The organism is Butyricimonas sp. Marseille-P2440 (assembly GCF_900091675.1).
Classification (GTDB): Bacteria; Bacteroidota; Bacteroidia; order Bacteroidales; family Marinifilaceae; genus Butyricimonas; species Butyricimonas synergistica.
The window spans coordinates 1,842,694-1,855,935 of record NZ_LT594610.1 but is presented as its reverse complement, the minus strand read 5'-3'; the positions used below and the strand labels follow the sequence as shown (position 1 = coordinate 1,855,935).

Annotated in this window: 11 protein-coding genes; all 11 read left to right on the top strand. The window is 47.1% G+C overall.

Features of this window, described 5'->3' with window-relative positions; genetic code table 11:
• Position 1 precedes the first annotated feature (1 nt).
• Positions 2-1,126: an ABC transporter permease gene (locus tag BN8899_RS18855; protein ID WP_082987131.1), complete on the top strand. Its 1,125-nt coding sequence runs from the start codon at positions 2-4 to the stop codon at positions 1,124-1,126.
• On the top strand, positions 1,123-2,559 hold the full coding sequence (locus BN8899_RS18850; protein ID WP_065220516.1) for an ABC transporter permease: 1,437 nt from the start codon (positions 1,123-1,125) through the stop codon (positions 2,557-2,559). Before BN8899_RS18855 ends, BN8899_RS18850 begins: the two co-directional genes overlap by 4 nt.
• A gap of 22 nt (positions 2,560-2,581) precedes the next feature.
• Positions 2,582-3,667 carry a thioredoxin family protein gene (locus tag BN8899_RS18845; protein WP_065220515.1) on the top strand — a complete coding sequence of 362 codons (1,086 nt, stop codon included), beginning with the start codon at positions 2,582-2,584 and terminating at the stop codon, positions 3,665-3,667.
• A 220-nt stretch (positions 3,668-3,887) separates the two neighbouring features.
• On the top strand, positions 3,888-5,060 hold the full coding sequence (locus BN8899_RS18840) for a FecR domain-containing protein (RefSeq protein WP_065220514.1): 1,173 nt from the start codon (positions 3,888-3,890) through the stop codon (positions 5,058-5,060).
• A 106-nt stretch (positions 5,061-5,166) separates the two neighbouring features.
• Positions 5,167-8,724, top strand: coding sequence for a SusC/RagA family TonB-linked outer membrane protein (locus BN8899_RS18835; RefSeq protein ID WP_065220513.1), 3,558 nt, complete (start codon positions 5,167-5,169; stop codon positions 8,722-8,724).
• 352 nt (positions 8,725-9,076) lie between these two features.
• Positions 9,077-9,649 carry a flavin reductase family protein gene (locus BN8899_RS18825; protein WP_018335960.1) on the top strand — a complete coding sequence of 191 codons (573 nt, stop codon included), beginning with the start codon at positions 9,077-9,079 and terminating at the stop codon, positions 9,647-9,649.
• A 19-nt stretch (positions 9,650-9,668) separates the two neighbouring features.
• Positions 9,669-10,250: a uracil-DNA glycosylase family protein gene (locus BN8899_RS18820; protein ID WP_018335961.1), complete on the top strand. Its 582-nt coding sequence runs from the start codon at positions 9,669-9,671 to the stop codon at positions 10,248-10,250.
• Positions 10,251-10,254: 4 nt separating this feature from the next.
• Positions 10,255-11,037 (top strand): cysteine hydrolase family protein, encoded by a 783-nt coding sequence (locus BN8899_RS18815; RefSeq protein WP_065220512.1) that lies wholly within the window; start codon positions 10,255-10,257, stop codon positions 11,035-11,037.
• A 9-nt stretch (positions 11,038-11,046) separates the two neighbouring features.
• The gene (pncB, locus tag BN8899_RS18810) at positions 11,047-12,210 is read left to right on the top strand and encodes a nicotinate phosphoribosyltransferase (RefSeq protein ID WP_018335963.1); all 1,164 of its coding nucleotides are present in this window, start codon (positions 11,047-11,049) and stop codon (positions 12,208-12,210) included.
• Complete coding sequence (locus BN8899_RS18805) at positions 12,207-12,566, top strand: arsenate reductase family protein (protein WP_026207154.1); 360 nt, start codon at positions 12,207-12,209, stop codon at positions 12,564-12,566. Before pncB ends, BN8899_RS18805 begins: the two co-directional genes overlap by 4 nt.
• Before the next feature lie 7 nt (positions 12,567-12,573).
• The gene (locus BN8899_RS18800; protein WP_065220511.1) at positions 12,574-13,236 is read left to right on the top strand and encodes an HD domain-containing protein; all 663 of its coding nucleotides are present in this window, start codon (positions 12,574-12,576) and stop codon (positions 13,234-13,236) included.
• The last annotated feature ends 6 nt before the right edge of the window (positions 13,237-13,242 follow it).

Sequence of the window (13,242 nt, the reverse complement as noted above, 5' to 3'; positions counted from 1 at the left end):
TATGAAGATAAAGACATTTATAGATCAGTTTTTTGCTTTCACGCAGAAAGAGTTTTTCCATATATTGCGTGACCGGAAGACGTTGTTGGTGTTGATCGTGTTGCCCATCACGCAACTGTTGATCTTCGGGTTCGCGCTGAATAGTAATTTGACGGAGATGCCCACGGCTGTACTGGATTTGTCCAATGACCCGTTGAGTCGGCAAGTGGTGGCGGAATTGGATGCCAGTACCACGTTTCACGTGATTGGGCGGGTGAATTCGATGGAAGAGGTGGACGAGTTGTTCAAGGCGGGCAAATTGTCGCAGGCATTCGTGTTTATGCCGGGGTTCGAGAAAAGTATCAAGCAGACCGGGACGGGAAATATGCAGGTGATCATGGATGCCAGTCTGGGGATCAATTCTTCTACCTTGGAATCGCATATATTAGTGATTTTACTGAAGTTCCAACAGCGGATGAATGCCGACCGGGAGATCCCGATACAGATCATTCCGGAAGTAAAGATGCGGTATAACCCGGAGTTGAGCAGCGCCTTCCATTTCGTGCCGGGAGTGATCGGCATCGTGTTGATGCTGGTGTGTTCGATGATGGCTTCCCTTGCCATCGTGAAAGAGAAAGAGTCGGGGACGATGGAAGTGTTGCTCGTGTCGCCGATACGTCCGCCCGTGATTATTCTGGCGAAACTGGTACCTTATTTGATCGTGGGAATGTTCAATATCGTGATCATCCTGTTGATATCGGTATTCATATTGAAAGTGCCGATCGCGGGGAATATTATCCTGCTTTTCTTTATCGGCACGATATTCACGTTGTCGTCCTTGGCATTGGGTATCATGGTGTCGGTGTTGACCAAAACGCAGCGGAGTGCCATTATCGTTTCCATCGCGGGATTGATGCTCCCGGCAATCGTGATGTCCGGGTTTATATTCCCGCTGGATGTGTTGTCGCCCGTGATGCGGGTCATCGTGCATTGCATGCCGGTAACTTTGTTTATCTCGGCGGCAAGAAATATAATGATCAAGGGGTTGGGGATGGTTGCCGTTTACCGGGAATTGATCTGGATGGCAGTGATAACGATTGTTTTGATTGTTATTAGTATCAAATGTTTTAAAAATCGGTTATCATGAGAATGTTGGGCTTTTTGTTGCAGAAGGAATTTATTCAGATATCGAGAGATAAAATGATTTTATTGCTTTTGTTCCTGATCACGGTGATCCTGTTGTTTATCCTTCCCCCGGCGGCGAAAGTGAAAACGTCGAAGATTGCTTTAAGCGTGGTGGATCATGACCGTTCAACCACATCGGCAAGTTTCTTGCGCAAGCTGACCAGCTCGAACCAATTCGTGATCGGGGCTTACGTGAATTCTTATGACGAGGGATTGGCGGTGATGGAAGAAAACAAAACTTCCGGTATTCTGGAAATCCCGAAGGGGTTCGAGAAAAATATCATGGAACGAACCGCAGCTCCGATCCTGTTGGAGATTGATGCCGTGAACGGGGTGACGGCAGGACTTTCGTCATTTTATTTCCTTCAGATCATGGAACGGTACATTTGGGAGTATATCGATGGTTTTGGATTCCAACCGGGATTCCGGTTGGAGTCGCAAGAAGAGATATTGGCACGGGTGGAGGCGGAAGCCCAGGCGGAGATGATGAAACGGGCCCGTGCGGAGGCCGAATCGCAGGCTCGTATGGCCCGGGATCAATCCTTGATGATAGCCCGGGCTGAAGCCGAGCAGGCACAGATGGAGGTAGAGGCAAGTCAGCAAAAGATGCCGGCGTCAATAGAAACAGCGATGACAAGGAAGGTGAACGAGGGGATGGGGGCGGAAGCGGTTGCCGTGCCGGGATTCGCGATGAACACGAGCGTGCCGGATGTCAATATACCGCTTATCGAGAAACCCGCGGAAGCTAATTTCGAGCAGGTAAGAATGATTGTCAACAACCGGTATAACCCGGACGGAGAGTCGAGCCTGTACCAGATCCCCTCGATATTGGCGATTCTGGTGTGTCTGATTGGGACGGTGTTGTCGGCCTTGAATATCGTGACGGAAAAAGAAAACGGAACGATAGAACAGATGAACGTGAGCCCGGTGAAGCGGAGCGCTTTTATCTTCTCTAAGATCATTCCTTTTTGGGTGATCGGGATGGTGATTTTGACGATCGGCCTGATTATCGTGTGGCTGGTGTACGGGATTGTACCGCGAGGGAGTTACGGGAGTATATACCTTGTTTCTTTCTTGTTTCTGGTTGCCATGGTGGGATTCGGGATATTGATCTCCACGGCTTGCCGGAATCAGCAACAGGCGATGTTGCTCTGTTTCTTCTTTTTGTTGATTATCTGTTTGTTATGTGGTATGTGGACGCCGATAGACAGTATGCCGGCATGGGCACGGGTGATTGCTGATATCAATCCATTGCGATATTATGTCCAAATGATGCGACTTTTTTTTGCCTATGGCAGTGAATTGCGTCACGTGTTGCCTCAGATCGGAATGTTGTGCGTGTTTATAGTTGTGTTTAACGGATGGGCGATTTGGAATTTTCGAAAAGCAAAATAGTTTAATATTAAATTTTAAGAGTATGAGAAGTATTGTATGTTGTTTGATTTTCACGTTGTTTACTTTCGTGGGATTTTCTCAGGAAGGTGGGGTCGTTTTCGAGGATTTGACCTATAAAGAGGCTTTGGAAAAGGCAAAAAAAGAGAACAAGTTGGTATTCCTGGATGGTTACACGCAATGGTGCGGACCTTGCAAGGGAATGGCTCGGGCGATTTTCCCGTTGAAGAAAGTGGGTGATTTCTTTAATCCCCGGTTTGTTTGCGTGAAATATGATATGGAAGCGGGAGAGGGTATTGAATTGGCAAAGAAATTCAATATAAAATCGTATCCTACTTTTTTGATTATTCGACCGGATGGAACCGTGCAGCACCGGATTAATGGGGGGACACCCAGGGCGGAGGATTTTATCGCCTGGGTAGAGATGGGATTGAACGAGGAAACTGCCTTGTATCCTTTGTCCCAAGTGTATGCCTCCGGGAAGATGACGAAAAAGCAAATGGCAAATTACCATGTGGCGTTGGTCTATGGCGGATTTAAGGAAAAAGATGCGGAGATTAAAAAAGAATTGGCTGGAAAACTGACAGACAAGGAGTGGTTGCAGAATGACTTTTTCTTTTTGTTGAAAGAAAACGGGTACGGCACGGAGAGGTTCAATTTCGCAGTAAAGAATATATCCACCTTGCGGAAAAATATGGAAAACCCGGAAGAAGTTGATTCTTGGCTGTTCTATGTTTACCAAGGGGCGATAAGACCTTATTTCTCGTCAGAAAAGTTTAAGACTCCGGAAGGAATAAGCGATCTTAAAGAAATCGGCAAGAGTATGAAATCTGTCAAAGCGGATCAACTGGAGTTGTCGAAATCCCACTATGCTTTGGTAAACGGGTATGTAAATAAAAATGTAGAAAGCGTTATGTCCGCACTGAAAGATAAAAAGTTTTGCATGAATGGGGATAATGTACGGGTTGTCATGAAAGTGTTGGAGTATATGGCGGACCAAAGTCAGGAGCAAGCCCAAAAGTTGGTAGCCGCGGGAGAAAAAATGGTACCGGAATTGGATGTGAGATTGAAAAAGAATTTGAATGACTTGATAGCTAAATACAAACAGTAATTTCAAGAAAAAACGACATAGCGCCGGGTAACAAGTGTAATTATCGATCGAATCCCAACAATCTTTTTTTTAATTTTACGAGTTGGCTTTTCATTGGGTTCGCGGGAGGAGATGGGGAATTGCACGGGTTACCCGGTTGCTTTTCCAAAAAAATATCTATATTTGTTGTCACCCATTTTAGGATTTTTCCTGTCGTAGGGGTGAGAAGAAATATATTGTTATGAGCGAGATGCCGGAAGATATAGTCCGTTTGGTTTTGAAATCTTTAGAAGAGTGCCTGACGGAGGACGAACAGAAACATATAGACGAATGGTTGCAGGCTAACCCCGGAAGGGTGGAGGAAATGCGACAATTGAAGCGGTATGCGGCAGCGGGGCGTGATATCCGGATTTTTAGACAGATTAATATAGATGATGCCTGGAAGCGGATAGATCGGCGAACAGAAAAGGCTCCGGGATGGAAGCGCAGGCGTATGGCTCCTTACTGGTGGAGTGCGGCGGCGATTGTTGTGTTGGTTATCGCGGGAGTTCTCTTTATGAATCGTCCGAAAGAGCCCGTGAGTACTACGTTGATAGCTTCCTCGGCGGGTTTTAAACCGGGGTCACAGAAAGCCACGTGGGAATTGCCGGGAGGAAAACTGATCGAGTTGGAAGAAGATGGGGTTCGCTTGCTCACGGGAGAAGACGGGAGTGTACTGGGGCGGGATTCTGCAAATACATTAATTGTCGGGAAAGGTAGAAAAGGAGAGGTGGAACAAAGCGTGATCCGGGTTCCGCAAGGAGGTGAGTATGGAGTGGTGTTAGCCGATGGAACCAAGGTTTGGATTAATTCGGAGAGCGAGTTGAGCTTTCCTTCGGCTTTTGAAGGAAAAGATCGTGTCGTGGAATTGAAGGGGGAGGCTTATTTTGATGTGGTTAAGGATGCCGGACATCCGTTTATCGTGAAGACTGGAGAAACAGCGATACGTGTGTTAGGGACATCATTCAATATATGCGGTTACGTCGAAGACGGGTACCAGCAAACCACATTGGTATCGGGTTCGGTAGAAGTGGATTACCGGGGAAAACAGTATCGGTTGACTCCGGGAGAGCAATTGGAAGTTCGGGAAGAAGGCGGGGAACCGGAGATCAGAAAGGTTGATGTCCGGTTGTACACTTCTTGGAAAGACGGGATGTTCCGTTTCTTGGATATGCCTTTGGATGAATTGACCGTGAAATTGAAGCGGTGGTATGATGTGAATTTTGTCTTTGAAAATGAGGCTTGTAAAGCCTATCGATTCTCGGGTGCCGTGCGAAAGGACGTTGATTTTAACGAATTTATTCAATTGGTGGAAACAACCACGAATGTGAAATTCGAGATTGACGGGGATAATATTGTTATAAAAGAAAAATAAGGAAATTAAAAATATTGAATAGTCCCTGTTTATAGCTATATTTGTAATCAAAATGTTCGCTTGCAGGAGTGAATAATAAAATACTTTACAGTAAAGCGGGAGTATTATGAGATGGACATGGGTGTGGGTCATCGTGCTCGTTTTTGGAGTATTAGGAAAGGGAACTGCGCAGACGGTAAAAATGACAGATTCGGTGCAGACCTTACGAATGGTGTTCGACGAAGTCGAGCAGCAGACAGGTATGCTCACGCTGTTCAGCAATAACGAGTTGGATATGTACCGGGAGGTGAAACTGGAATCCCGGGAATACACGCTAAAAGAGTTGTACGAATACTTGTTGAAAGGCACTGGTCTGGAATTCGAAATATTGAATCACTACGTGGTCATCCGTCCTGTCCGCCGGAAGAATGAGGACGGGAAAATGCTGGAAATAAAAGGAAAAGTATCGGATGAAAGGGGCGAACCGTTGCCGGGAGTAAGTATCGTGGTCAAGGGTTCGAGCCGGGGTGTGATTACTGATGCTAACGGCGAATACCGGATTTTATTGCCGAAAGTAAAAAGTGTAATATTGCTTTTTTCTTTTATCGGGAAGCGAATGAAACAGGTGATGTATTTGGGCAAGGGAGATTTGAATATCGTTATGGAGGATGAGAACCAGGAAGTGGAGGAGGTGGTTATCACGGGGTTCCAGAATGTTTCCAAACGCCACCTGACGAGTGCCGTGACTTCGATGAAGGCGAGCGAGATCATGTTGCCGGGAGTGACGACGATAGACCGGATGCTGGAAGGACAGGTGCCGGGAATGATTTTCATGCAGAATTCCGGGCAGATAGGAGTTGCCCCGAGATTGCGTATCCGGGGAAGTTCCACGATATTGGGAACGCAGGAGCCTTTGTGGGTGATTGACGGCATTGTGCAAAACGATCCGGTAAACGTGGATGCCGGACAGATTAATGATCTGGATTTCGTGAATCTGTTGGGGAATGCCATTTCCGGGTTGAACCCGAACGACGTGGAACGGATCGACGTGTTGAAAGATGCTTCGGCAACCGCTTTGTACGGGGTGAGGGCAGCAAACGGCGTGATCGTGATCACGACGAAAAAGGGGCAGGAAGGTCCGTTGAAAGTAAATTACAATTTCACGGGCTCATTAACTACACGTTCCAGGTATACGGATGCTTCTGTTGACGTGATGGATGCCTTGGAGCGTATTGATTATTCGCGGGAGATCATAGAAAAAGGGATTGTACTCTCGAATATCAGTTCGTGGGTAGGGTATGAAGGGGCATTGATGGAGTTTTACCGGGGTGAGATTTCTTTTACGGAGTTTCAGGAGAAGGTGGGATATTACGAGAAAAATAACACGGATTGGTTTGACGTGATTTGTCGGGATGCTTTTTCGCATAATCATAATTTGTCCTTGTCGGGTGGAACGTCTTTAATAAAGTACTACGTGTCGTTGGGGTATAACCGGGAGAATGGGGTGTTGAAAAAGGAGCATGGGGATCGTTATACGACAAGTGTATGTTTGTCCGGAAATTATAAGCGTTTCGGTTTTTCGTTCGGGATGACCGGTAACGTGCAGAAAAGGCATTACACGCCATTGGAGGTGGGATTGCTGAATTATGCTTATAACACGAGTCGTGCCGTCCCTGTTTACAATGAAGACGGATCACTGTGGTATTATCCCCGGCAGGGAACAACGTATATGGTGAATTATAACGTGTTGAATGAACGGGATCATAGCGGGCAGATTGTGGAAGGGAAAGGAATATCGTTGAACATGAGTCTGGATTACCGGTTAACGAATACATTGAAAGCGGAAACAGTGTTGGCTTATCATTGGAATAACACGGATCAGGATATTTATTTCGGGGAGCAAACGGCTTATGCGGCTGATTTGCGGGGGAATTTGTACGACGGGGGACAGGTGCGGGGTGTACTTCCTTTCGGGGGAGAGTTAAGGAAGGATGACACGAAAAGTTATAGTTATACCCTGCGGGGACAATTGAATTATAGTCCCTATTTGGATAAAGCCGGGAATCATTCTTTCTCGGTTGTTATCGGGGGAGAGGTAGTTTCCTCAAAATACACGGGAAGGAAACAAATATATCGGGGAGGACTGTCTGGGGATGGGAAATTGATTGAACCCGTGGATGTGGAGGAATATCCGGCATTTGGCAAATGGTCGTCGGAAACCCCGGAAGCACAAGGAATAGCAAAACATCAGGTGACGAATATGGCTTCTTTGTACGGTTCGCTAACCTACTCGATACGAAATATATATATTTTTAATATGAATGCACGTATCGATGCTTCCAATAAATTCGGGAAGGATGCCAACAAGAGGCTTTTGCCTATCTGGTCTGTATCCGGGCGTTGGAATATGAAAGACGGGGTATTGCGTAACTTGAAATGGGTAGATGATTTTTCGCTTCGCTTGTCTTTCGGTTACCAGGGAAATATGTTGGAGTTGGAAACTTCGGAGATGGTCATTGAAAAAGGCGAGTGGGATGATCGGATGGAATCGGATAAGTCTTATATTTATAAGTTCCCGAATCCTAACTTGGCTTGGGAAAGAACTTCTTCTTTAAACTTGGGAACAGACTTTTCGTTTTTCGAGGGGCGGTTGCGGGGAACGGTTTCCTATTTCTATAAAAAGACTCGGGATGCCTTCCTGAAAAAGAAAATATCTGTTATCAACGGAGTTCGGGAATATGTCGTGAACCAGGGAACGATAGAGAATCAAGGGGTAGAGCTCGGGTTAAGTTGTTATTTGGTTGCCTCGAAAGGAAAAGGAACTTTCTCGTGGCGGGTGGATCCCCAGTTGAGCAAAGTGTTGAATAGGTTGGTGAATGAGGATAAAGGGCGAGATCAAGTGATGCACAACAGTTACGGTTATCAAGACTATATCGATGGGAATGTTCAGATCGTGGGACGCCCGTTGAACTCGTTCTTTTCTTATGAATTTACCGGGTTGAGTTCTAAAGATGGTAGACCTACATTTGCTAATATCGGGGAAGAGAATTGGGAGAAATATGCAGAAATGACCCATGAAGATGTTTTTCAAACCGTGATGAGTTTTTCCGGTTGCCGGATGCCTTATATTCAAGGGGGTATCGGGAATACGTTTACTTATCGGAATCTGGCATTAAGTTGTAATTTCACGTATAGCGTGGGATCGAAAGTTCGGTTGCTGAAATTGTACAATAATATAAAAAGTGTTGTACCTCAACCGGCAGAGAACCTGAGACGGGAAATGTTGAATCGCTGGAAACGACCGGGTGACGAGAAGTACACGAATATACCCGGGATTTTGCCGAATGCCGAGTTTTCCGAGACGGTGAATGCCCCATGGTGGAGAAACGAATCGTTCAAGTTTGCAGAGAATATTTGGCAGATGTATAATGACTCGGATATTCGGGTTGTTAGCGGGAATTATTTGAAATTGCAACAAGTGAGTTTGCGTTATGCCCTGCCGGAACGTTGGTGCAAGGCAATGCAAATGGATTCCTTGCAACTTTCCTTCACGACACTTCATTTAGCGACATGGTGTCACCGGGCGTTGAAAGGACAAGATCCGGGTACACAGACCGGCACGTCTTCTAATATTAATGTTCCGGTGCGTCCTTCTTACACGTTTAGTTTGAACGCAACATTTTAGTGTGATCGTGCAGATATAAAAAGGAGAGGAAAATTAATTCCAGACCTTTTTATAATTCATGTGCCTATTTGCTTTTTTTGTTTTTTAGCGGTGTTTCATGCGTCGCTTCTTCTGCCACGTAAGATGGTACATGTTTTTTGTCTTTGCTTTTTTTCGGTTTTTTGTTACCAGCAGCACCCATAATAAATCCTCCTAATAATTTAAAAATTAAAACTATAAATTTAAAATGAGTAGAAATCGGTTATTCGGAAATAGCTGTTCTATTCACGGGGAGGGGAAAGCAAAAAATATGCCAAACAGGGATGTGTCGTCAAGTAATTAATTCGTATATTTGTGGTGAAAATTAATCTATATGAAGCATAATTGGAAACCGGGGAACATGATCTATCCCTTGCCGGCAGTGTTGGTAAGCTGCGGAAGCGAACCGGGGGAATATGCCGTATTGACAGTAGCGTGGGTGGGAACGATATGTACCAATCCGCCGATGTGTTATATTTCCGTGCGACCAGAACGGAATTCTTACCCGATCATTCAGAAAGATATGGAATTTGTGATTAATCTCACGACCAAGGATATGGCGTATGCCACGGACTGGTGCGGGGTGCGTTCCGGGAGGGATTACAACAAATTCGAGGAGATGAAGTTGACACCCGTGCCGGGAAAGGTTGTGAAGGCTCCCATCATCGAGGAAGCGCCCGTTTCGATCGAGTGTCGCGTGAAAGAGATTGTACCGCTGGGGTCGCACCATATGTTCATTGCTGACGTCGTCAACGTGCAGGCGGACGACCGTTATCTGAACCCGGAAACCGGCAAATTCGAACTCGCCGATGCGGAGCCCTTGGTATATCTGCATGGCGGTTATTTTGAATTGGGAAAGAAAATTGGTAAATTTGGTTGGTCAGTGGAGAAGAAAAAGAAACGATGAACGATATAACTTGAAGTGAATGATAGATACAATAGAAAGACACCCTTTGGAACCCTTCCTGCCTGCTAATGCCCGATTGTTGATGCTTGGGAGTTTTCCCCCGCCGCAGGCACGTTGGTCAATGGATTTTTACTACCCGAACTTGCAGAATGATATGTGGAGGCTTTACGGGTTGTTGTTTTTCGGGGATAAGGACTATTTTCTGAAAGAGGGGAAAAAGTCTTTTGATAAGGAACGGCTTATCGCTTTCCTGAGTGAAAAAGGTATCGCCTTGTTCGACACGGCAATGGAGATCATTCGGCACAAGGGGAATGCTTCCGACCAGTTTCTGGAAGTAGTGACCCCGATCGATCTGAAACGGGTGTTGGATCGGATTCCCGGGTGTTGTGCCATCGTGACCACCGGGCAGAAAGCCACGGATACTCTGTTAGAGCAGATTGAGGCGGTTTCACCGCGGGTGGGAGGGTATAGCGAGTTCATGTATGACGGTCGCCCGATGCGTCTTTACCGGATGCCCTCGTCCTCTCGGGCTTACCCGAAACCGTTGGAGGAGAAAGCGGCGGATTACCGCGTGATGTTTCATGATTTAGAAATGTTGTAGGGATATGAAAACACTGTTGTTTATCGTGGATATGCAAAACGACTTTTGCTCGCCCGGCGGTTCTCTTTATGTGCCGGGTGCGGAAAAGGACGCAGAGCGGTTGGGAAGGTTGATCGACCGGAAGGGAGAGGAAATCGACAAGATTATTCTTACTTTGGATCAGCATCACGTGATGGATATAGCCCATCCTGCGTATTGGCAGAATGCCAAGGGTGAACACCCTGCGCCTTTCACGACCATATCGTGGTGGGACGTGTTGTCCGGAGCATGGATACCCTTTGGTGACAAAACGTATGTCGTGGAATATTTGCGGCAACTGAAAGAGACGGGGGAGTATCAACACATGATCTGGTCAGAACATTGCCTGAAAGGAAGCGAGGGGGCAGCCATCATTCCGGAGTTGTTTGAGGCTGTTGTCCGTTGGGCTCGCGGGGGACGTTATTACGAGACCATGGAAAAAGGGCTTCACCCGGGCACGGAGTTCTTCGGTGCATTCCGGGCAAACGTGCCTGTAACGTCTGCACCGGAAACCACGTTTAACATGAAGTTGAAAGAGGAAATGGAGCAGTACGACACGATCTGGCTGGCAGGGGAAGCCCGGACACATTGCGTGGCGAACACGTTGAAACAGTTGTTCGATTTCCCGGAAATCATCCGCCGGATGGTCATCCTTGAGGATTGCATGAGTAATATCCCGGGATGCGATGAACTGGCTGTTCCGATATACGGGACGGCAGCACGCCTCGGGGCACGTTTCGTGAAGTCCGATGCCTTGTTGTTGGAATAAAATAGAAAGATGATAATACATGACTTTTTAGATAATGATTTGTACAAGTTCACGACGATGAACGCCATCCAGAAGAAATTCCCGGATGCGGAAGTGGTCTATCGGTTCGTGAACAGGGGAAACACACTATTTCCTCCCGGTTTTGCTGAGGCGGTGAAAAAGGAAGTGGACGCAATGGAGAATTTGGCGTTATCCCGTGAGAACGAACGTTTCCTGCGTGGGAAGTGCTATTATTTTGATTCTGTGTTCTTCGATTTATTGAAGGGCTTCCGTTTCAATCCGGAAGAGGTGAAAGTAAGTCAGCAAGGAGGTGTTCTGGATGTAGAAATCCGGGGATTATGGTACCGGACGGTATTATGGGAAGTGCCTTTGCTGGCAATTATCTCGGAATTGTATTTTCGGCTGACAGGACAGGAAGCGCGAGGCATGGAGGAACGAGCTGCGATGAAAGCCCGGGCTTTCGCGGAACTGCGCGCGGAGATTTCCGAGTTCGGCACCCGTCGCCGCTTTTCTTTCGAGGTGCAGGATCGGGTGATTGGCATACTGAAGGAAAATATGAAAGAATTATTGAACGGCACGAGTAACGTCTACTTTGCCATGAAATACAACCTGACCCCGATGGGAACCCACCCGCACGAGTGGTTCATGTATCACGGGGCGCATTTCGGTTATCGTTCGGCGAACGCTATGGCACTGGCGAACTGGGTGGATGTGTACGACGGATCTCTCGGAATCGCCTTGTCGGACACGTACACCTCGGATAATTTCTTCAATAGTTTTGACACGAAGTACGCCAAGCTCTTTGACGGTTTGCGGTGGGATAGCGGTGATCCTTTCGAGTTCACGGAGAAAGCGTTGCGTCATTACTGCCGGCATCGGGTCGACCCGACGAGCAAGACCGTCGTGTACAGCGATGCCCTCGACCTGGAAGGCGTCAAGAAGATCAAGGAGTATGTCGCCGGGCGGCTGCACGACGTGTACGGTATTGGCACGTATCTCACGAATGATGTGGGCGTGACGCCCTTGAACATCGTGATTAAATTGTTCGAGTGCCGCCCGAAGGGAAGCGACGTGTTCCTGCCCACGGTGAAATTGTCGGACGTGGCAGGCAAACACACGGGCGATCCGGATGAAATAGATTTATGTTTGAAAATGTTGAGATTGGAAAAATGAAAGCGTATTTGTTTATAGAGTATCCGGCGTGTGGGACTTGCCGCAAGGCTAAAAAATGGTTGGACGAACAAGGTATCGGGTATACGGATCGCCACATCGTGGAGCAACGCCCCTCGGTGGAAGAATTGAAAGAGTGGCAGGTGCGGAGTGGTATGCCATTGAAGAAGTTTTTCAACACGAGCGGTTTGTTATACAAGTCCATGCAACTGAAAGACAAGTTAGACGGGATGAGTGAAGACGAGCAACTCTGCTTGTTAGCTTCCGACGGGAAGCTGGTAAAACGTCCTCTGGTGATCGGTGATGGTGTGGTACTCGTCGGTTTTAAGCCCGAGGAATGGATAGAACGGTTAAAATAAAGAAAAAATGTTAGTTACATACGAGGATATTCGGAACGACGAGAGTATCAAAACATATATAGATGAGGCGGACAAGGTGTTGCTCGCCATGGGGTACACGGAACATTCTTTCCCACACGTGGTGAAAGCGGCGAAGATGGCGGAGATGATTCTGTTGACGTTGAATTACCCGCAGCGCACGGCGGAGTTAGCCAAGATCGCAGGGTATATGCATGACATTGGCAATATCGTGAACCGCATCGACCACGCCCAAAGTGGAGCGGTGATGGCATTTCGTTTGCTTGACCGCATGGGAATGGATCCGGCAGAGATCGCCCAGGTCATTAGTGCAATCGGTAATCACGACGAGGGAACGGCGGCCGCTGTCAATCCGATCGCTGCGGCACTGATCTTGGCAGACAAGACGGATGTACGCCGTACCCGGGTGCGCAATCAGGATTTTGCCAGTTTCGACATTCACGACCGCGTGAATTATGCCGTGGAGGAATCCCGCATTTACTTTAACGAGGATAACACGTCTATTATTCTGGACTTGAAAATTGATACCTCGATCTCTGCCGTGATGGATTATTTCGAGATATTCTTGGGACGTATGCTATTGAGCCGTAAAGCCGCCGAATACCTGAAGATACGTTTCGAGTTAATTATTAACGGGCAAAGACTGCTATAACCCCGA

Bases quoted from the DNA above. Each gene is read 5' to 3' on its own strand.
- BN8899_RS18855 (WP_082987131.1), top strand. From the start codon at position 2: ATGAAGATAAAGACATTTATAGATCAGTTTTTTGCTTTCACGCAGAAA.
- BN8899_RS18840 (WP_065220514.1), top strand. From the start codon at position 3,888: ATGAGCGAGATGCCGGAAGATATAGTCCGTTTGGTTTTGAAATCTTTA.
- BN8899_RS18850 (WP_065220516.1), top strand. From the start codon at position 1,123: ATGAGAATGTTGGGCTTTTTGTTGCAGAAGGAATTTATTCAGATATCG.
- BN8899_RS18800 (WP_065220511.1), top strand. From the start codon at position 12,574: ATGTTAGTTACATACGAGGATATTCGGAACGACGAGAGTATCAAAACA.
- BN8899_RS18825 (WP_018335960.1), top strand. From the start codon at position 9,077: ATGAAGCATAATTGGAAACCGGGGAACATGATCTATCCCTTGCCGGCA.
- BN8899_RS18815 (WP_065220512.1), top strand. From the start codon at position 10,255: ATGAAAACACTGTTGTTTATCGTGGATATGCAAAACGACTTTTGCTCG.
- BN8899_RS18805 (WP_026207154.1), top strand. From the start codon at position 12,207: ATGAAAGCGTATTTGTTTATAGAGTATCCGGCGTGTGGGACTTGCCGC.
- BN8899_RS18835 (WP_065220513.1), top strand. From the start codon at position 5,167: ATGAGATGGACATGGGTGTGGGTCATCGTGCTCGTTTTTGGAGTATTA.
- pncB (WP_018335963.1), top strand. From the start codon at position 11,047: ATGATAATACATGACTTTTTAGATAATGATTTGTACAAGTTCACGACG.
- BN8899_RS18820 (WP_018335961.1), top strand. From the start codon at position 9,669: ATGATAGATACAATAGAAAGACACCCTTTGGAACCCTTCCTGCCTGCT.
- BN8899_RS18845 (WP_065220515.1), top strand. From the start codon at position 2,582: ATGAGAAGTATTGTATGTTGTTTGATTTTCACGTTGTTTACTTTCGTG.